Origin of the sequence: Plantactinospora sp. CA-294935 (genome assembly GCF_050936445.1) — a bacterium.
In the GTDB taxonomy this organism is placed as follows: Bacteria; Actinomycetota; Actinomycetes; order Mycobacteriales; family Micromonosporaceae; genus Plantactinospora.
In genome coordinates, this window is record NZ_JBNJMU010000001.1 from 1,724,118 (window position 1) to 1,744,333 (window position 20,216).

Consider the following 20,216-nt stretch of genomic DNA (forward strand, 5'->3'; position numbering starts at 1 on the left):
ACTGCTACCAGCCGCGCGACGACGATCTCGCCAACGCCGCCATCGACTCCACGACTGCGGATGGAACCCACCGGCTCCCGCCGTACCCTCCTGGACGGCGGTTGGTGGCCCCGCTCGACCGACCCCGTCGCGGAACTGCCGGGGCTCGTCCTGGCCATCGACAAACTACGCGGACCCGTCACCAGGCTCGTCCTCGCCGCCGACGGCTGGGACATCCACCCCCGCCGGCTGGGGGTGGGTGACCGGGTCCTCCGGCTGGGCTACTTCAGCAGCCAGCCCATCAGCTTACTCACCGCGCTGTGCGCCAACGGCGACCGCGTCGACCTGCTGATCGTCCCGCCGAAGACCGCGAGCGACACCGCCGACGCGGCGATGGTCCTCGCCGCCGTCACCAGCAACCAGGTCCACCCCCAACACATCCTGCTCGCCGTCACCACGTCCACTCCGCGTGCGGTCGATGACGCTCCCGTAGCGGTGTGGGAGGACGAAGGCGGTCAGCCAGGTCTCACACCGCCCCGGATCTTGTCGGAGACGCGGTAGGGCGGCATCGTCCCGCCGACGATGTGGACAGACCACGGTGGGGCGGGGTTTCGGTACCGCACGCACCCGGCGGCGCCACACGGCGGCGTACGACGAGTTCCCGAGGAGGACGTTGTCCTTGCACTCTCGGGCGGCGAGTGCTAGACCATAGTTAGCACTCGCCCTTCGTGAGTGCCAGCCGAATGGGATGAGCCCTTTGTGGGCGTGCGCGATGTGTTCGTCGCAGGTCGGTCCGAGCAGTGCTGAACGTCGGCACGACGAGTAGAGGACGACACAGATGGCCAAATTGATCGTATTCGGTGAAGACGCCCGTCGCGGCCTCGAACGCGGCATGAACATGCTCGCCGACACGGTGAAGGTGACGCTCGGCCCCAAGGGCCGCAACGTCGTGCTGGGTAGCGGATGGGGTGCGCCGACCATCACCAACGACGGTGTGAGCATCGCCAAGGAGATCGAACTCGACGACCCGTACGAGAAGCTCGGTGCCGAGTTGGTCAAGGAGGTCGCGAAGAAGACCGACGACGTGGCCGGGGACGGCACGACGACGGCCACCGTCCTGGCCCAGGCACTGGTGCGGGAAGGACTGCGCAACGTTGCCGCCGGGGCGAACCCGGTCGCACTCAAGCGCGGCATCGAACAGGCCGTGGTCGCGGTGACCGAGGCGCTGCGCCACCAGGCCCAGGAGGTCGAGACCAGGGCGCAGATCGCGGCCACGGCGTCCATCTCCGCCGCCGACCCTGTTGTCGGTGAACTCATCGCCGAAGCGATGGACAAGGTCGGCAAGGAAGGCGTGATCACCGTCGAGGAGGGCAACACCTTCGGCCTGGAGCTGGAGTTCACCGAAGGCATCCGCTTCGACAAGGGCTACATCTCGCCCTACTTCGTCACCGACGCCGAACGGATGGAAGCCGTTCTCGACGACCCGTACCTGCTCATCGTCGAGAACAGGATCTCGAACCTGACCGACCTCCTCCCGATCCTGGAGCAGGTCATGCATGCGGGCAAGCCGCTGGCCATCATCGCCGAGGACGTCGAGGCGGAGGCCCTCGCCACCCTTGTCGTCAACACGGTCCGCGGCACCCTCACCTCGGTCGCGGTCAAGGCGCCCGGCTTCGGTGACCGCCGCACGGCCATGCTGGCCGACCTCGCCGTCCTCACCGGCGCTCAGGTTGTCAGCGACACCGTCGGTCACACGTTGGGCAACGTGACCCTCGACATGCTCGGCCGGGCCCGCAGGGTGGTCGCCACCCTGGACGAGACCACCGTCGTCGACGGTGCGGGTGAGCTGGACCAGATCGCCGGGCGCGTCGCGCAGCTCCGCTCCGAGATCCAACACAGCGACTCCGACTACGACCGGGAGAAGCTGCAGGAGCGGCTGGCGGCATTGGCCGGCGGCATCGCGGTGATCAAGGTCGGTGCGGCCACCGAGGTGGAACTCCGGGAGCGTAAGCACCGCATCGAGGACGCCGTCCGCAACGCCAGGGCCGCCATCGAGGAGGGCCTGCTACCCGGCGGTGGTGTGGCGTTGGCCAACGCCGCGGGCACGGCGTTCGACAAGCTCGACCTGGCCGGTGACGAGGCCACCGGCGCGAACATCGTACGGGTAGCCCTCACCGCGCCGCTCAGGCAGATTGCCAGCAACGCCGGCCATGAGGGAGCGGTGGTGGCAGAGAGGGTCAGCTCACTTCCACCCGGCCAGGGCCTCGACGCCGCCACGGGCGAGTATGTCGACATGATCAAAGCGGGCATCGTCGAACCTGCCAAGGTGACCCGTTTCGCATTGCAGAACGCTGCGTCGATTGCCGCGCTGTTCCTGAGCACCGAGGTACTCATCGTCGACAAGCCGTAGCCGCCCGGGCGCCGGGTCGCCGGCACCTCGGGTCTGGCACCGTCCGGGTCGGCCAGCACGGCTACGGCCGCACTGGCCGACCCGGACAGGGATGAAGCAGATCGGCCCGGCCGTCTCCGGACGGCCGGGCCGATCTGGGATCAGGCGGTGACGGTGAGCTGGTTCTTGACGCTGGTGACGCCGGCACCCGACCACGCCACGTTCTCGGCCTGACGGCGTTCGGCGCACGAGCGTACGGCCCCCCGCAGCGTTACCTCGGTGCCGTTGACCTCCGCCTCGACCTGCTCGGCGTCGAGCTGGGCGTTACGCCGGATCGCCGAGCCGATCGCCGCTTTCAGGTCGTCGGAAGCCGATGCGGGCGCCATCAGCCTGATGGTGTTGCTGACCGCCGTGACGCCCCTGAGATACATGACCGCGCGTGCGGCGGCCTCCCGCTCGTAGTGGCGGGTGACGGTGCCGGAGAGGGTGACCACACGATTGTGGACCCCGACCGTGACGGCGTCGGAGGGTACGTCGACCGCCCAGCCGAGCATTTGGTTCGCCGCCTCGGCGATGTCGCGGTCCTTGGCGCCGAACGCGCCCGGGTCGCGGACCACGATGTCGACGGCGACGGCCTGCACACCGGCCACCCGCATGGCCGCCCGTTTCGCCGTATGCCGCTCGGGCAGCGTGCCCACGTCACCGGAGAGTGTCACCACGCCGGCGTTCGCCAGCACCACGAGATGCGCGGCGTCAATGCTGGAATCGAAAGTCAGTTCGTTGGTGACGTTGGTCTGCAGGTCCCTGTCACTTACCTGGACGGTGCGTGTCATGGACCAACCCTGACCCTCCGCCTGCCTATGTGCCACCGCATTTGGTGCATATTCAAATATATCTTGAGCTTGATTCTCAACTGTGGGATTTTAATGCGCTATGCAAACCTATTCTGTGTCATCGTTTGTCTCCCGAGTGAACCTTTTTCAACCTCCCCTTGCGGTCCGTCAGAGGGCGAGGTCGGACGGGGTGTGTGAGCGCCGCGCGGTTCAGGTTGAAAAAGGTTCATTGTTGGGCCTCATCTCGCCGGAGGTCCGTGGAGTCTGTCCGGCCGGACGGGAGTGCGGGGCGTGCCGGGCGTCCCGCCGTCCTCGGGTGAACGCGAACCGCCGCTCGGAGCGCGTCGGGGCGTAGTGTTCGGGCTCACCCGGCTGACGCGTTCGCTCCACCGAGGCCCGCTCCGGCACCTTCAGGCCGGCCGAATTCGTACGCGAGGAGAAGCGGATGACGATCGACAACGACAAGACCGTCGATTTGTTGCGTGGTCGCGGTCACCAGGTCAGGGCCGACTGGATCGACCGCGGGCTGCCGGACGGGTTCGACGGCGTCTGTCCCGGGGACCCGCTCCCGACCGGCCTCCACCCCGCCGGCCTGGCCGATCGCGCATCGCGGTGAGGGTGGCCATGCTGGGACCGGTGGCGTGGCGCACGCCTCCACACCATTACGGGCCTTGGGAACAGGTGACCGGCCTGCTCGCCGATGGTCTGGTTGCCCGGGGCGTGGATGTGACGCTGTTCGCCACGTTGGACTCGGTCACCTCGGCCCGGTTGGACGGAGTGTGTCCACGGGGGTACGCGGACGATCCGGCCGTGGACGGGCGGGTGGCGGAGGCGATGCACGTCGCGCACGCGCTGGCGCGGTCCGCCGAGTTCGACCTGGTGCACAACCACCTCGACTGGCTGCCGCTGGCCTTTGCCGCGCACTGCCACGCTCCGCTGGTCACCACCATCCACGGCTTCTCGGATTCGGGGATCCTGCCCGCGTACGCGAGGGCCCGGTCGGCCTACGTGTCCATTTCCGACGCCGACCGGGTCGCCGCGCTCGACTATGTCGCCACCGTGTACCACGGAATCGATCTCGACGGGTTGCCGTTCGCGCCCGACGGGGGACCAGGACTGATCGCGTTCGGCCGGATCCACCCCGACAAGGGCACCCACATCGCGATCGAGATCGCCCGGCGAACCGGCCGGCCGCTGGCCATCTGCGGGATAGTCCAGGACGAGCGGTACTTCGCCGAAGAGGTGGCCCCGCACATCGACGGCGAACGCGTCATCTTCCACGGCCCGGTCGGCCCGCGTCGCCGCGGCGAGCTCCTCGGCGCCAGCGCGGCGCTGCTGCACCCGATCGCCTTCGACGAGCCGTTCGGCCTGTCGGTGGTGGAGTCGATGGCGTGCGGCACGCCGGTGGTGGCGTACCGGCGCGGAGCGATGCCGGAGGTCGTCGACGAGGGTGTGACGGGTTTCCTGGTGCACTCCGTCGAGCAGGCTGTCGCGGCCGTCGCCCGGATCGCGACCATCGACCGGCTCGGCTGCCGGATCCGTGCCCGGCAGCGGTTCGACGCCGACCGCATGGTGGCCGACTACCTGCGCGTGTACCACGACGTCGTCCGCTGACCGGATCGGTACCGTCCGCTGACAGGTCGATGCTGATAGTGTTGGCCCGCCGATGGCTTTCGAGGGTCCGGCACAGGTCCGCGATCGGCCAGACCCCGCGTGAGGCGGTGGCTCCCCGCAGACCCGTCCTGCCCGTCACACACGCTGGCCAGGTGGGCGCCACTATCGCGTGAGGTCCGTACCCGCTCGCGCGGCAGCGGCCGACAACCGAAAGGCGCGGCGCATGGCCCGCAGCTACGGTTTTCTCAGCACCCATCCACCGACCCAGTGCGGACTGGCCACCTTCAACGCGGCCTTGGCCGCCCATCTCGCCACGGACGGACCGCCAGACGGCGTTGTCCGCGTCATCGCCTCCGCCGAGGACCCCGCCGGTCCGGCGGCGCGGACCACCGGGCACGCGGGAGCGTTCGGCCCCGAGGTCGTGCATGACTGGTCGACGCGGGGCGTCGCCGGTTGGCGGGACGCCGCCACGGCCCTCGACCGCTACGACATCGCCGTCGTTCAACACGAGTACGGCATCTACCCCGGACCCGACGGCGAGGACGTGCTGCCGCTGCTGCGCCGGCTCACGGCGCCGAGCATCGTGGTCCTGCACACCGTGCTCGCGCATCCGACTGCCGGGCAGAAGGCGGTACTGGAGCAACTCGTGGACGCGGCAAGCGCGGTCGTCACCATGACCGACACCGCCCGCGACCGGTTGCTTGTCGGCTACACCGTCGAGGCTGGCAAGGTCACGGTGATCCCGCACGGCGCGGCCGAGCATGCCGCACCGCCCGTCGAACCGCGTCAGCGTCCCCACCTGCTCACCTGGGGACTGCTCGGCCCCGGTAAGGGAATCGAGTGGGCGTTGCGGGCCCTCGCCCGGCTACGCGACCTCCGCCCGATGCCCAGCTACACGGTCGCGGGCCGGACCCACCCGAAGGTGCTCGAGCACAACGGCGAGGCGTACCGGGCGGACCTGCACCGCTTGGGCGCGATCCTGGGTGTCTCGCACGCCGTCGACTACCAGCCGGTCTATCACGAGGAGAGCGCGCTGGGCCGGCTGATCCGCTCCGCTGATGCCGTCGTGCTGCCCTACGACTCTCGCGAGCAGGTCACCTCCGGCGTGCTCGTCGCGGCGGTCGCCGCCGGAGTCCCCGTCGTCGCGACGCCCTTCCCGCACGCTGTCGAGATGCTCACCGACGGCCCCGGTCTGCTCGTGCCCCACCAGGATCCGGCGGCACTGGCCGCCGCCATCCGGCGGATCCTGACCGAGCCCGGCCTGGCCGCCAGCCTCGCCGATCGCACCCGCACCGGGATATCGACGCTCCGATGGCCCGCGGTGGCGGCCCGGTACCACGCTCTCGCCGAGCGACTCCTCGCCGACAGAGTCCGCACCGGTGGCTCACCTGCCGTGACCGCCGCACCGGCATGACCGCACCCGCGTCCCGCCTGCCTGTGCCCGCGCCCAGTTTCGCGCACCTGGCCCGGCTGACCGACGACACCGGCCTGTTCGAACATGCCCGGAATGCCACCGTGCGCCGCGAACACGGCTACTGCACCGACGACGTCGCCCGTGGACTGGTCGTCACCAGCCGCGAACCCGATCCGCCCGACGCCGTACAGCAGCTCGCCGAGTGCTACCTGACCTTCCTCACCCACGCCCAGGACGACAGCGGCGCCTTCCACAACCGGCTCGGTCACGATCGACGCTGGACCGACGAGCCCGGTCTCGGCGACTGGTGGGGGCGGGCGGTGTGGGGGCTGGGCACCGCCGCCGCGCGCAGCCGCGCCCCGTGGATCCGCGACGAGGCCCTCGTCGCCTTCACGCTCAGTGCCGGTCGGCGATCGCCCGCGCCGCACGCGATGGCCTTCGCCGGCCTCGGCGCCGCCGAGGTACTGCACGGACAGCCGGACAACCGGATCGCGGCCGACTTGCTGGTCGACGCCGCCGTCGCCGTCGGTGTCCCGACCGGTGACCCGGACTGGCCGTGGCCGCAGCAGCGGTTGACCTACGCCAGCGCCGCTCTCGCGGAGGTCGTCATCGCCGCCGCTGACCTGCGCGGCGACACCAGGCTGCTCGCCGCCGGGCTGCGGATGCTGGCCTGGCTGCGCGACATCCAGTTCGCCAATGGTGTGCTGTCGGTCATCCCGGTCGCCGGGTGGCAGCGCCATGCCCCACGAGCCCGGCACGACCAGCAGCCGATCGAGGTCGCCGCCCTCGCCGACGCATGCGTCACCGCCGCGGCCGTCACGGGCGACTCCGTCTGGGGAACCGGCGTGGGCCAGGCAGTCGCCTGGTTCCTCGGCGCCAACGACGGCGGCACGGCCATGTGGGATCCGGCGACCGGCGGCGGCTACGACGGCCTCACCCCGGATGGCCCCAACCTCAACCAGGGCGCGGAGTCGACTCTCGCGCTCATCTCCACCCTGCAGCACGGCCGGCGGTGGTCATGACCGTGGAGGCTGTTGAGCGACCAGCCCCGTCCTGGACCCGGTCGGCGGCTTCCGGCTCGGACTGCCGGCGCGAGTCGACATGACCGGGCCGGACCTGGCCACCCGGCTGGGCCTCACCCTCAACCCCGACCCGGCACGGGTCGTCGTCAAACTCTTCGTCCCGGGCGAGGACGCGGCCCTGGTACGCACTCGCGCCTCCGCGATCATCGAACGCATCGCCCGGCTCGACGACGACGAAACCACCCGCCTGCTCCAGCGGACCCTGCAGCGATTCGGCGGCCGGCACCACGATCTGGAATCCACTTTCCGGCACCACCACGACCTGGTCCACCACCGAGTGCCCCGGACCAGCGAACTGTCACCCACGGCCCGCCTGCTCGTCGGCGCATACTTCAGCCACGAGTACGCCGTGGAAGCCGCCGCTCTGTGCAACCCGTCCATGGTGCCGCATCCGGATCAGACCGGTCTGGATCCCGACCAACTACGCGCGGCGGTCAGCCTGCGGCAGATCGGCGAGGGACACCTGTCGTCGATCGGCTTCGCTACCGCCGTACTCGGACCCGGGCACCGCCTCACCGTCGCCGACCGGTCAGGCCCGCTGGTCACCGGGCGCCGCATCAATGCCCGTCACCGCAGAGACCTGCTCGCCGCCGGGCTCGCCGAGGAAGGCTGGGACAACGAAGTCTCCGCCACCGTGCTGGGACGCCTGCCCGAACGTTTCGACGACCACACCTTCGAACAGGTGCTGACCAGCCTTCCCACCGACCTGCTCACCCGCACCACCAGCCAGCGCACCCTTGAGCAACTGCGCCGTACCGCCTCGGCCAGCTACGCCGTGACCTTTCCCGCCGACGTCCCGCTCCACCGACGGATCCTCTGGCCGGCCGCCCCCGCCGAGAACAACGGCATGGAGGACGCCCGCTTTGTCAGAACTACCGGCGACGACGGCGAATCGGCCTACCACGCCACCTACACCGCCTACGACGGCAGACGTGTCGCCGCCCGCATGCTCAGCAGCGACGATCTTCGCCACTTCCAGGTGACCCCGATGCGCGGGCCGGCATCCCGGAACAAGGGCATCGCACTGTTCCCCCGCTCGATCGGCGGCCGTCACCTCGCGCTGTGCCGCTCCGACGGCGAAACCATCGGCCTGACCCGCCTTGACAGAGCCAACCGGTGGCAGCCTCCGGTGCCGTTGCACGCTCCGCATCGCGGCTGGGAACTGATCCAGGTCGGCAACTGTGGATCACCCATCGAGACCGACGCCGGTTGGCTGGTACTCACCCACGGAGTCGGCCCGATGCGCCGGTACGCCATCGGCGCCCTCCTGCTCGACCTGCACCGGCCCGACCGCGTCATCGCCGAACTACCCGGCGTACTCCTCGCACCCGACGACACCGAACGCGACGGATACGTGCCCAACGTCGTCTACTCGTGTGGCGGTCTGCTGCACGCCGGCACCCTGTGGTTGCCGTACGGGGCCAACGATGCCCGGGTCCGGTTCGCCGTCGTCTCCCTCACCGCCCTGCTGGAGGCGATGGAAGACGTACCCGCACGGTAGTTCGGCGCGGGACAGAGGTCCCGGCATCACCTCGGTGACCGGCCCGCTCGAACCCGATACTCGGGTCCGGCGCCCCGGCCTCGATGACACCTGCCTTCCCGATGCCCGCGAAGCAGCCGGCGTGGATCCTCGCTGTCAGGGTTGGCGACCACTACGAGCCCGGGGAACTGATCGCGCTTGCCATGGCGAGCAGCCGGCCCTGTTGCAGCGCCTGCCAGAAGCGGACCCAAGACACGAAACCTCCTACCTACCGTCGGTGGGTCTCCGGCGGTGACACCGTCTCTACGCTGGGATCGAAGGAGGCGTCCTGGCAGCTTATGATGTCGTTTGAGGGTATGCGGGCGATTGACAACCGACGCCGATGCGTGTCGACGATGCTCCGATCGTCGACCGGACCAGGCATCCTGTGACAACCGACCGGGCGGTCGGGTTGGCGCGCCGGGCCGAGGGCCCGCAACGAGCAACCCTGTTGGAACTGTTCCTCGATCTGGTGTTCGTCGCCGCGCTCGCCCTGACCTCGCAGAAGCTCGCCACCGACATGAGCTGGGCCGGCGTCTTCCAGACCCTGCTACTGCTGCTGGCGATCTGGTGGGTCTGGTCGATCACCGCCCTGACCACCGACCTCTACCTACCGCAGCGGCCACCGATCTTCCTGATGACCATCTCGGTCATGTTCGGCACGATGCTGATGGTCGCCGCGCTGCCCGCAGCCTTCAGCCGTGACGGGTTGGCTTTCGCGGGCGCGTACGTGGCCATCCACCTTGGCCGCAGCCTCTTCCTGATCCCCGCGCTGCGGAGTCGGCAGGCACGTCGGCACGCCGCGCGGTTCCTGTTCTGGTTCTCCGTCTCGGCCGTACCGTGGCTGCTCGGAGCCATCGTGACCGGCACCGCGCGTGGCGTACTGTGGACGGCGGCGCTGGCCCTGGACTACGGAGCGGCATGGCTTCGCTACCCCACCCCCTGGCTCGGTCGGGTCCCCAGGTCGCAGTACAGAATCGCGGCCGAACACCTGGCCGAGCGTTACCAGCAGTTCTTCACCCTCGCCCTCGGCGATCTCATCCTGGTCACCACGCTCACGTACGCCGGCTCCGGGTTCGCGGTCGACCGGACCGTCGCTTTCGTGGTCGCGTTCGCCACCACCGTGCTGCTGTGGCAGATCTACGTCCAACGCGCCGGAGCACTGCTCCAGGCCGCAATCGAATCCTCCCGTGACCCGGGGCGGCTGATGCGGTCGGCCCCCTACACCCACCTGCTCATGGTGGCCGGCGTGGTCGCCTCCGCCGCCGGAGCCGAAACCGTCATCCGTCACCCCACCGGAGACACCACCTTGGGGCTCGTCTGCATCGTTCTCGGCGGTCCCGCGTTGTTCCTGGCCGGCCGGGCCCGATTCGAGTACGAGGTGTTCAGCCGGGTATCCCCGTCCCGACTGATCGCGCTGCTCGTGCTCGCCGTCGCCGTACCCGCGATGATGCATGTGCCACCGCTGGGAGTCGCCATCGTCGGTAGCCTCGTGCTAGCCGGGATCGCCGTCACAGACCTCTTTCGCGCCCACGGTCGCTCACCCGAAGCGCCATCCCCCGCCCTCTGAGAAACTCCTGACGCAATGATGTTGGGCGTATCCCGGATGCTGCACCGGTTTCCTGGGCGCAGGGAGACGCTCTCCTCCGGGTGATATTTCGTGCGGACGAATCCCGCCACCGCGGGCCTGAGCCGCGGACTGAAGGTGTTGGACGTCGTTCACTCGAACTCACGACGGCGCCGTGCCGACGACCCCGGGTCAGGGATCGTCGGCACGGCGCCGGACGAGTCCGTCCGAGTGAGGCTGGCCTCGCGCACCGGTTTCTGGACCGTCCTCCGCCATCGTGCGGACGGACGGACTCACCGAGGTCTTCCGCTACTGACCGTAGGCCTTCGCGGTCCAGCCGAGCGAGCCGAGGGAGCCACCCTTGATGTCCGTGCCGACTCCGTCCGTCTTCTTGGCGTCGAAGTGCACGGAGGCCGCGCCGGCGGCGGTGATCCCGAGCAGCGGTCGGCCATCGGGGTGCGCGTCACAGTAGCCCGTGCTGAGGCTGGTGAAGGGTGCCCAGCCGCTCGCCCGCAGTACCTTCGAGGTGATCGTCGTCGGGGTGGCCCGGTTGATCCGCCACTCCTTGAGCTCCCCGTTGGCCTTGGTACCGATCAGCACGTCCACGGCGGCGCTGCCCGTCCCGCCGCTGCGCTCGTAGGTCAGGGTGTTGACCGCGTCCCAGCCGGAGGTGGTCAGCCTCACCGGCGACGAGAGCGTGAACACGCCGTCCACATAGGTCTCGGTGTAGCGGTAGAGCGAACTGCCCGCCACGCGGTAGAGGTACGGCGACGCCGATGCGAGGATGCGGGTACCGGCGAACCCGTTCGCGAGGTGGCTGGCACTCATCGCCGTGATTCTCCAGGTGCCGTCGACCAACTCGCCCTGACGGCTCACCTTGTAGAGCCGGCCGTCGGTCGGATGGGCGGCGTACTCGGTGCTGCGGAAGATGGTGTCGTCACCGGAGCCGCCGATCTGCTGATGCGCCGACGGCACCCAGCCGAGATTGTCGTTGGCATAGGCCTTGGTGCTGGTGCTGCCACCGGAGTAGACGTAGCTGAGACGCTGCCCATCGGAGCGGTACGCCGCCGTGGAGACACTGCAGTCCGCAGGAACGTCACTGAGCGCCGCAGCCGCCGGCCCGGCGGGCACGACGACTCCGGCCACGACGAGACCGGTCGCGGCGACGGTCAGCGCGGTCGCGGCGGCCGCGATGGATCTGCGCATGAGGGAAGATCCTCCAGGTAGGGCGAGTTCGGGATGGCCAATTCGAGACGTCTGCCGTCTCGTCGTCCGTCAAGGGTTGTTGATCATGACGGGATATTTGTTGACTTGACGATCTTCCCACAGGCGAGCCAGGCCCGGGCGTGGGGCCAGTGGCTGGGTACGTGCGGCGCGGGCCGGCGTGGTACATCCTTCGCTGAATACAGTGCTGGGCCACTGACCGGCGTACCGTGGGCGGCGGCTCAGCGTCCCGGTGCCGTGGCCGGTCGACGTCGATCTGACGACGCTCTGGCCGCAGCGCGCCACCAGCGGCGCGACGCCAACGCGGCCAACCCGGCGCCGGCGGTGTTGAGCAGCACGTCGTCCACCGAGGACACCCGGTCCAGCCGCAGGAGGTACTGCGCGGCTTCGACCAGAACCGAGCAGCCCGCCGCGAGCGCCAGGATCCGCGGTACCGACGCCAGCGCCGCGAACCGCAGCGGGGCGAGGAAACCCAGCGCCGCGAACACCAGCAGGTTGCCGACGACCTGACCCGTCGCGGTCGACGGCCCCCCGTCGGCGAAGATCGTGAGCAGATCCCGCAGCGGTACCAGGCTCACCCGACCGGGGACGGCGCCGGCCCGGTCGCCCGGCAACAGGATCATCCATACCCACGGCACCGTCCCGTAGACGATGCCGACCTCGGCCAGGGACATCCGCCACGCCCACGCCGACGTGGTGCCGGTGCCACTCCGACGGCGTGCCAGGGCCCACACCGCCAGCGCGGCCAACGGCAGTACGGCCACCGTGATGAGTACCACCCCAGTGAACGTGCCGACCCAGCCGTGCCACCCCTTGATCACGCAATCTCCGCTTCCGTCCGACCGCGAAATCTACCCCGGGCCGCCCCTGCCCGGCGGCCGGCCCAGTCAACCGCTGCCAGGGCATGGACATGCCTCGGCAGGGGCCTGTCCAACGCCCGCATCGCAACATACGCCGCTCATATGCGGTGCCGGGGATACTGGCCGGATGCGGGTGCTGCTGGTCGAGGACGAACAGCCGCTGGCCACGTACCTCGCGGCTGGGCTGCGCAGGCACGGCTGCGCCGTCGACGTGGCACACGAGTTACAGCCGCAGCTCGCGCCCCGGCCAGCGGGAACGCAGCCAGCGGTCGTGGCTGGCGACCACGATCGCGCCGGGTCCCGTGGCCAGAGCCTCCTCCAGCTCGTCGCAGAGCCGCGGTGAGAGGTGGTTGGTCGGCTCGTCGAGCAGCAGCAGTTGGGGCGGGTCGGCCACCAGCAGCGCCAGGGCGAGCCGGCGCCGCTGGCCGACCGAGAGCTGGCCGACCGGCCGGTCCAGGTCCGCGGAGCCGAGCAGGCCGAGCGAGAGCAGCGGTACGGACTCGGCACGCTTGGCACCGAGCGCCGCCTCGTAGGTCTCCCGCGCGGTGCGGCCCGGCCGGTCGAAGACGGTGTCCTGGGCGAGCAGGCCGACCCGCAGTTCACGCCGTCGGCGCAGCGCACCGGTGGTCCCCAGCCGGCCGGCCAGCACCGCGAGCAGTGTCGACTTCCCCGCCCCGTTCGGCCCAGCGACCAGTAGCCGGTCGGTGGCCGAGACGTCCAGCCGGTCGAGCGCGAGCCGGCCGGGTACGCGGATGTCCCGCAAGGACACCAGGATCCCGTCTGTGGCGGTACTGGCCAGCGCGGTGACCCGGAACCGGAGCGGTTCCGGCGGCTGGTCGACCTGCTCGCGTTCCAGCTCGTCGAGGCGGCGGGTGGCGTTACGCACCCGCCGTGAGATCTGGTTCTGTACCCGCCCTGCGGTGTGTCCGTAGCCCATCTTCTCGTTGTCGCGTCGGGCACGCCCCGGTGCGACCTCGTGCGCGGTCACCTCGACGGAGCGGCGCAGCTCGGCGAGTTCCTCCTGCTCCTCGGTGAAGCGGCGCTGCCAGCGTTCTCGCTCCGCCCGCTTGGCGGCCTGGTAGTCGGTGTAGTTACCGCCGTAGCGGGTCGGGCCGTCCAGGGCCGGATCGAGGTCGATCAGATCCGTGCAGACCGCGTCGAGGAACGCCCGGTCGTGGCTCGCCACCACCACGACCCCGGGCAGGCCACGCAACTGCTCCTCGAGGAAGGCCGCGGCGGCGTCGTCGAGGTGGTTGGTGGGCTCGTCGAGCAGCAGCGCCGTGGGCCGCCGTACCAGGAGGGCGGCCAACGCGACCCGCCCGCGTTGCCCGCCGGACAGGGACCCGAGCGTCCGCTCGCGTGGAAGCACCCCGAGGCCGAGACCGGCCAGCATCATCTCGGCGCGCCGGTCGGCGTCCCAGGCGTCGCTGGCCTGCGCGCGGTCGAGCCGATCGCCGTACGCGGCGAGTAGGTCGACGTACTCCGGCGCGTCCTGCGGGGTGTCGGCCAACGCGCCGCTGAGCCGGTCGAGTTCGGCGAGATCCTCACGGGCCTCGCGCAGCGCGTCGTCGAGCACGGCGGCGATCGTGGAGGCCGGGTCGAAGGGCATCTCCTGGTGCAGGAAACCCAGTTCCGGTGGGCGGACGACGGTACCGGCGTCGGGCTCGTCCGCCCCGGCGAGCAGCCGCAGCAGAGTGGACTTGCCGGTGCCGTTCTCGCCGATCAGCCCGATCCGCTGGCCGGGTGCGGCGGTGAGGGAGACGCCGTCGAGCACCCGGCGGGTACCGAGCGTGCGGACCAGATCGTGGGCGAGCAGGGCAGACTTGGACATGCGAGAGACACCACCATCGGAATCGTCTTCGACCCGCCGGCCGGTGCCGCCGTTCGGGCGTGCGGGAGGGTCAGGGGATCACCGGCGCCGGTCCGGCTGCGGGCGGGGACGGCCCGCGAACCGGGGCGGCCCGGGGTGCGTCAGTCGACGTCCGGGGGGCCGGTCTCCAGCAGGCGTCCCTCGGCGAGCCGCAGCCAACGGTTGACGTTGATCTCCGCAAGAAACCGCTCGTCGTGGCTGACCACCAGCAGCGCTCCCTCGTAGGCGTTGAGCGCGCTCTCCAACTGACCGACGCTGACCAGGTCGAGGTTGTTGGTCGGCTCGTCGAGCAGCAGTAGTTGCGGCGCCGGCTCGGCGCCCAGGACGCACGCCAGGGTGGCGCGCAGCCGTTCGCCGCCGGAGAGCACCCCGACCGGCAGGTGGGCCCGGGGGCCACGGAACAGGAAGCGGGCGAGCAGGTTCATCCGCTGCGCGTCCGGGGTCTGCGGCGCGAACGCGGCCAGGTTCTCCGCCACCGTACGGTCCAGGTCCAACAGGTCCAGCCGCTGGGACAGGTACGCGATGCGGCCGTCGGCCCGCTTGATCTGGCCACCCTCGGGCTCCAGGTCGCCGTTGATCAGGCGCAGCAGGGTGGACTTGCCGGCGCCGTTGGGGCCGAGCAGGGCGATCCGCTCCGGCCCACGGATCGTCAGGTCGACGCCGTCGGCGGCGAACAGGGACCGCTCGCCGTAACGGACCTGCATCCGTTCGCCGGTGAGGAGTGTGCGTCCGGCCGGTACGTTGGTGCCGGGCAGCACCAGCGAGATCTTCTGCTCGTTGCGCAACGCGCGCCCTGCCTCGTCGAGCCGGGCTTTGGCGTCGTTGACCCGCGAGGAGTGCATCTCGTTCGCCTTGCCCGCGGACTCCTGAGCGTCCCGCTTCATGGTACCGGCGAAGATCTTCGGCAGGCCGGCGTTCTTGAGGTTGCGGGAGGCGTTGCTGGCCCGGCGTGCCGCCCGCTCGCGGGCCTCCTGCAGCTCCCGCTTCTCCCGCTTGAGCTCCTGCTCGGCGTTGCGGACGTTCTTCTCCGCCACCTCCTGCGCGGCGCGCACGGCCACCTCGTACTCGGTGAAGTTCCCGCCGTAGAACCGCAGCTCGCCGCGGTCGAGTTCGGCGATGCGGTCCATCCGGTCAAGCAGTGCCCGGTCGTGGCTGACCAGTAGCAGGCAGCCGTTCCACTGCTCCAGCACGTCGTAGAGCTTGTGCCGGGCCTCGAGGTCGAGATTGTTGGTCGGCTCGTCCAGCAGCAGCACGTCAGGCCGCTTCAACAGCTGCGCCGCCAGGCCGAGGGAGACGACCTGGCCGCCGCTGAGGGTCTCCAAACGCCGGTCGAAGGCGAGGTCGCCGAGGCCGAGCCGGTCCAACTGGGCGCGGGTCCGCTCCTCGATGTCCCAGTCGTTGCCGATTGTGGTGAAGTGTTCCTCGCCGGCGTCTCCGGACTCGATTGCATGTAGTGCCCCGAGCAGCGGAGCGATCTCCAGAATCTCGGCCACGGTCAGGTCGCCGGCCAGCGGCAGGCTCTGCGGAAGGTAGCCGAGCACCCCCTGGACCGAGACGGACCCGGCGGTCGGCCGGTACTTGCCGGCGATCAGCGTGAGCAGCGTGCTCTTACCGGCACCGTTCGGCGCGACCAGCCCGGTACGACCCCCACCGATCGTGAAGGAAAGGTTCTGGAAGACCGGGGTGTCATCCGGCCAGGAGAAGGTCAGGTTCGAGCAGACGATGAAAGGATCGGACATCGGGAAACAACCTCGGAGGTGAGGGCAGGCGGAGCCCAGCCGCCCGGCAGGGGACATGGTCTCGAAGCAACGACGACACGACCACGGCAACGGCGCTCTTGGGCGCGGGCCGGTGGCCGATCACATGTCCGGTCTCACCCGGAGATGTCGTCGTCACCCACCATGTCTCGTCTCCCATGTTTGTCTGATCATCCATGTTCAGATCATTCGCGATCTACCGTAGCACCTGCAGCACTCGGCCCGCCGGCCATCAAGCGCAGCGCTCGCAAGGCCGCCAGAACCGCGAAAAATCAGAAGACCGAGCCGACAGGAGGAGGGCAAAACGCCAGGTCAGGGGGATGAAGATTTCGTCGACTACCCGGAGTAGCGATGCGCCCATGACACAGGCGCGACAACGAGCGTCCACACGCTACCAACGACCGAGGCTCCCGACCTATGTTTCCGCAGGTCGGAAGCCTCTTGATCTTGCGCCCGAAGGGATTCGAACCCCTAACCTTCTGATCCGTAGTCAGATCCATCGATGAATCGACAAGTTGTCCAGCCCAGTCCAACCGCGTCCCACCCAGTCCGAACGGATCCCCGCGGGTACGGGATTCAAGCGACACTTACCGATGTCATGGATGGTGCCTAAATCCACCCCAGTTCCAATGGGTCCGTGCCAGTACCCCGACGTCCGAGCACCCACGGAGCACCCACGGGCCCTCAGCCGCCTCGCCAAATCTGGAGCGATCGCGTGCGTGACATCGAGAAAGACAGTGGTTCATCCGTGGTAGTGCGTTCCTGACCCTATGCTTGTCCCAATATTCGGGGATAAGCCTGGAGTGCGGCGGATCACTCGGCGTCTTCTTAGGTCCGTCCTCTAGCAGCTACCACCCCTGCGGTCACGGTGTACGCCGTAGCGGGCAGAGCAAGAAATGTCGCCCCGGAGGATCCACTCCGATAGATAGGAAGTCGACTACGCGGCTGGGCTCGAATGGTGAGCCAGCCCAAGACCGCGCCACCCCAACCTCGCGTACCCCCGACACGGCCACCGCCGTCACGGCTACGATACCGGCCGCAGGCTCCACATCCTCACCCAGCTGTGGCGGAACACCGGACGTAGGAAAGTCGCGGCCTGCGGTCGGACCCGCAGCACCAGAACGCCTCACCGAGTAGTTCGGTTGGTTCCTCGTGGGTCGCCCGGCCGGCCCTGATCCTGCCCCGTCGCCCGGGCTTTGCTCGCCGGTACAGAATCGCGTTTCCATTCCTCGATCTCCGGTGTCAGAATCCTCTACCGCTTCAACTGCGGCACCTTCATCCCGCCGATGTCATGGAGAGATCGTGAGCGACAGCAACCGACCGCCAGCCGGCGAAGAGATCTCCCCCGCCGGTATCGACAGGGCCGGACCGACGCCCGGCCAGGTCGAACAGCACGACACCGTCGCCCAGGCCGGCCGGCGCGACCAGCTCCAGCTTCCCGCCTGGATGACCCGGGCAGCGCCAAACCCGGATCCCCGGCGGCGACATCGGGTGCGGGCCTGGCTGGACGACCACGGGCTCAAAGTGCTGGCGATCGGAATCGTGGTCGCCCTCTTCGTACCGTTCGGCCTGATGATCCGGGACGTCTGGTTGGCACCGCCCGGCACGCCCAGCTACATCAGCGCGGTGAACGTGTACGCCGGCACGGACGCGGCCAGATACCGGGAGGGCCTGACCGGGATCGAGCCTCCAGAGGCCCACCCCACCACCGGCTTCACCGCCGAACAGGTCGGCACGGCGTTGGGCGTCATCCGGCAGGCGTTGGCCGCCTCCCGACTGGACGACCGGATGCTCACCGGGCACGACCCCGGCGCGTTCCTCGACCTCCTGGCCCCAGCCGACCGAGCGGCCCGACATGCGGACTTCGCCGACGGGTCGGTGCCGTTCTACGCCACACAGATCTCGGCACGGATTCCGCTCGCCGAGGTGGCGCCCCGGGTGCAGGGCGAGATCACCTATCAGGGGATCACCCTCGCCGGGGCGCCGGTGCTGGAGGTGGTCACCCGGTTCACCTGGGTGTACGCGTTCGACGTCCAGCAGGCGGGGCGCGGCCGGCACCTGGTGACGGTCACCGACGGGCTGGTCTGGCACGTCGTACCGGCGACACACACCGATGCGTCCGCACGCGGACTGCACCTGTTCGACGGCGCGTCTCGAGCAGAGAACGCGGAGTGTGAAGCGTATCGGAAGGGCCGGATCACCCCGGCCGGGCGCATTGCCACCCCGTGCGCTCGGTGACCTCGACGAACTCGAGCTCGATTCTCATGCCCGTCTCCCCCTGCGGTGGGCCAGAAGACCTGTACCGCGCCATAACTCGTGACGCGGCCTGAGTACGGTCGGCAGCGTCGGCAGGTCTTCGAGATCCCGGAACCGCGCGTGGTGGTCACCGAGCATCGGGTCGTGGCGGTGGCGTGTGCGTGTGGGCGGGTCACGGTGGGTGCCGCGCCGGCGTCAGGCAGGACGCAGTACGGGCCGATGGTCAAGGCCGCTGCTGTGTACGCCCGCGGTAGGCAGTTCCTTCCCTACGCCCGGGCCGCGCGGTTGTTGGGTGACCTGGCCGGGGCGCCGGTGTCGACCGGGTTCGTTCACGCCGTGTTCATGCGGGCCGCGGCCCTGCTCGCGCCGTTCGTCGACCGGCTACGGGTGCTACTGCGGGCGGTGCCGGTGTTGCACGCCGATGAGACCCCGGCCCGGGCGTACGTCCATGTGGCTTGCACCGTCGACTACGCCCTGTTCCACGTCGCGGGCGGTCGAAAGCCGATATCGACGCCGGTGGGGTACTGCCGGATACGGCGGCACGATCGTGCGGGACGGGTACGCCGCCTACCAGCACCTCGACGATGCCACGCACGCCTGGTGCGGGGCGCACCTGCTTCGGGATCTGGCCGGGGTGCGCGAGACCGACCCGGGCGGGCAGACCTGGGCTGAAGCGATGGCCACTACCCTGCTCATCGCGAAGAAGGCCACCGAACAGGCGGTCACCGCCGGCCGTGCCACGCTCACCGAGCAGGAGATCTTCGAGATCCGCTCCTACTACGCCGGGGCGCTGGCCACCGGTCGTGCGGAGAACCCACCCGACCGCAACGGCGACCTGTCACGAGCCGGCAAGCTCGTCGAACGCTTCACCAACCACCGGGACATGATCCTACGGTTCGTGCTGGACCTGGCCGTACCGTTCACCAACAACACCGCCGAACGGGCGCTGCGACCGGTCAAGCTCCAACAGAAGATCTCCGCTACCTGGCGGGTCCTGCACGGCCTGGCCGCGTTCGCCACCGTCCGCTCCTACCTCGACACCGCCGCCAAACACGGCAAGGACGCACTCGACGTGCTCAAGCAGCGTTCACGACCGGCCCCTGGATGCCATCAGCCCTCCCAAGCTGAATACGTACCTTCGAAGATCTGCCGAGCGGACAACTCGGCTTGTAGCGACCGCGTGAGGACGTCACCGATCGACACACGGATGTGGGTCTGCGGCCCCTGCAAGACGCCCGCGTCCAAAATGATCCGCAGGGTTGCGGTGGCGTAGTCCGGCTGAGAGACGGACTCGACACGTCGAAGAGGAGCGCGATGTTCATCGCGTTCCGGTGTTTTCCGCTTCACGGAGCCCTCCGACTACCCTCGGCCCTTGTATCGGGAGCATGGACATCACCCCGATGTCGCGGGCCGAGACCAACAGGCTCATCCGCGCTGGACCGCCAGTTGCCGGATAACGGTCGGGTCGGACTCGGCGACATATCGGTAACTCTGCGGCGGGTGGAACCGTCGGCTACTTCTCAAGTCACTCAATGGCAGCGGGGAGTTCAAGGGAGCCGGTTTAATCAGGAAAAGCAGACAGGCGATCTCACTCCCGGACAGATAGTCATCGAACTCGCTTCGGGTAATGCCCATCGCGTGTCCGTAACTGCTCCAAGCATCCTCTAGGTGGAGAGTCTCCAACCGCTCGAGCTGCGCGGTTCCCACGACGGCCATCACCGGTGAGCTGGCGTACAGGAAAGAGCAGGGCTAGACGGTTGGGGTGCGGGAGAGAATGAGGCGTGTCTGTAGCCGCACCGCTGGTTTTCCGTCCGGTGATGGTGCCCGTCTTCGTGAGCTGACCCGTTCGTCT

Annotated in this window: 15 protein-coding genes, 1 tRNA gene and 1 pseudogene; 11 read left to right on the top strand and 6 right to left on the bottom strand. The window is 69.2% G+C overall.

Features of this window, described 5'->3' with window-relative positions; genetic code table 11:
• The first annotated feature begins 60 nt into the window (after positions 1-60).
• Positions 61-540 carry a DUF5994 family protein gene (locus tag ACQEVC_RS07790; RefSeq protein WP_432874530.1) on the top strand — a complete coding sequence of 160 codons (480 nt, stop codon included), beginning with the start codon at positions 61-63 and terminating at the stop codon, positions 538-540.
• 277 nt (positions 541-817) lie between these two features.
• Positions 818-2,389 (top strand): chaperonin GroEL, encoded by a 1,572-nt coding sequence (gene groL / locus ACQEVC_RS07795; RefSeq protein WP_432874533.1) that lies wholly within the window; start codon positions 818-820, stop codon positions 2,387-2,389.
• Positions 2,390-2,529: 140 nt separating this feature from the next.
• On the opposite strand, the gene ACQEVC_RS07800 is transcribed toward groL, so the two are convergent.
• On the bottom strand, positions 2,530-3,201 hold the full coding sequence (locus ACQEVC_RS07800) for a BON domain-containing protein (RefSeq protein ID WP_432874536.1): 672 nt from the start codon (positions 3,199-3,201) through the stop codon (positions 2,530-2,532).
• A gap of 445 nt (positions 3,202-3,646) precedes the next feature.
• On the opposite strand from ACQEVC_RS07800, the gene ACQEVC_RS07805 reads away from it, so the two are divergent.
• From ACQEVC_RS07805 to ACQEVC_RS07830, 6 genes are all read left to right on the top strand, one after another.
• Positions 3,647-3,817 carry a hypothetical protein gene (locus tag ACQEVC_RS07805; RefSeq protein ID WP_432874538.1) on the top strand — a complete coding sequence of 57 codons (171 nt, stop codon included), beginning with the start codon at positions 3,647-3,649 and terminating at the stop codon, positions 3,815-3,817.
• Positions 3,814-4,815 carry a glycosyltransferase family 4 protein gene (locus ACQEVC_RS07810; protein ID WP_432874541.1) on the top strand — a complete coding sequence of 334 codons (1,002 nt, stop codon included), beginning with the start codon at positions 3,814-3,816 and terminating at the stop codon, positions 4,813-4,815. The genes ACQEVC_RS07805 and ACQEVC_RS07810 overlap by 4 nt, the downstream gene beginning before the upstream one ends.
• A 223-nt stretch (positions 4,816-5,038) precedes the next feature.
• Positions 5,039-6,229 carry a glycosyltransferase gene (locus ACQEVC_RS07815; RefSeq protein ID WP_432874543.1) on the top strand — a complete coding sequence of 397 codons (1,191 nt, stop codon included), beginning with the start codon at positions 5,039-5,041 and terminating at the stop codon, positions 6,227-6,229.
• Positions 6,226-7,251: a glycosyltransferase gene (locus tag ACQEVC_RS07820; RefSeq protein WP_432874546.1), complete on the top strand. Its 1,026-nt coding sequence runs from the start codon at positions 6,226-6,228 to the stop codon at positions 7,249-7,251. The genes ACQEVC_RS07815 and ACQEVC_RS07820 overlap by 4 nt, the downstream gene beginning before the upstream one ends.
• 79 nt (positions 7,252-7,330) lie before the next feature.
• The gene (locus ACQEVC_RS07825) at positions 7,331-8,812 is read left to right on the top strand and encodes a glycoside hydrolase family 130 protein (protein ID WP_432874548.1); all 1,482 of its coding nucleotides are present in this window, start codon (positions 7,331-7,333) and stop codon (positions 8,810-8,812) included.
• A 406-nt stretch (positions 8,813-9,218) separates the two neighbouring features.
• The gene (locus ACQEVC_RS07830) at positions 9,219-10,400 is read left to right on the top strand and encodes a low temperature requirement protein A (RefSeq protein WP_432874551.1); all 1,182 of its coding nucleotides are present in this window, start codon (positions 9,219-9,221) and stop codon (positions 10,398-10,400) included.
• A 306-nt stretch (positions 10,401-10,706) separates the two neighbouring features.
• On the opposite strand, the gene ACQEVC_RS07835 is transcribed toward ACQEVC_RS07830, so the two are convergent.
• The 5 genes from ACQEVC_RS07835 to ACQEVC_RS07855 form a co-directional block, all read right to left on the bottom strand.
• Entirely contained in the window at positions 10,707-11,603 is an 897-nt protein-coding gene (locus ACQEVC_RS07835) for a hypothetical protein (RefSeq protein ID WP_432874553.1), read from the bottom strand.
• A 239-nt stretch (positions 11,604-11,842) separates the two neighbouring features.
• Entirely contained in the window at positions 11,843-12,442 is a 600-nt protein-coding gene (locus ACQEVC_RS07840) for a VanZ family protein (protein WP_432874555.1), read from the bottom strand.
• A gap of 262 nt (positions 12,443-12,704) precedes the next feature.
• Positions 12,705-14,312: an ABC-F family ATP-binding cassette domain-containing protein gene (locus ACQEVC_RS07845; RefSeq protein ID WP_432874558.1), complete on the bottom strand. Its 1,608-nt coding sequence runs from the start codon at positions 14,310-14,312 to the stop codon at positions 12,705-12,707.
• Positions 14,313-14,452: 140 nt separating this feature from the next.
• Positions 14,453-16,090 (bottom strand): ribosomal protection-like ABC-F family protein, encoded by a 1,638-nt coding sequence (abc-f, locus tag ACQEVC_RS07850; RefSeq protein WP_432874560.1) that lies wholly within the window; start codon positions 16,088-16,090, stop codon positions 14,453-14,455.
• Between the two features lie 466 nt (positions 16,091-16,556).
• A tRNA-Ser gene (locus tag ACQEVC_RS07855) sits at positions 16,557-16,645 on the bottom strand.
• Positions 16,646-17,410: 765 nt separating this feature from the next.
• Here ACQEVC_RS07855 and ACQEVC_RS07860 point away from each other — a divergent pair.
• The 3 genes and pseudogenes from ACQEVC_RS07860 (at position 17,411) to ACQEVC_RS07870 (ending at position 19,637) form a co-directional block, all read left to right on the top strand.
• Positions 17,411-18,346, top strand: coding sequence for a hypothetical protein (locus ACQEVC_RS07860; protein WP_432874562.1), 936 nt, complete (start codon positions 17,411-17,413; stop codon positions 18,344-18,346).
• 195 nt (positions 18,347-18,541) lie between these two features.
• Positions 18,542-18,853, top strand: a pseudogene (locus tag ACQEVC_RS07865) (IS66 family transposase); the annotation flags it as partial.
• Positions 18,813-19,637: an IS66 family transposase gene (locus ACQEVC_RS07870; protein WP_432874565.1), complete on the top strand. Its 825-nt coding sequence runs from the start codon at positions 18,813-18,815 to the stop codon at positions 19,635-19,637. The pseudogene ACQEVC_RS07865 and the gene ACQEVC_RS07870, both read left to right, overlap by 41 nt.
• Positions 19,638-20,216: the final 579 nt, after the last annotated feature.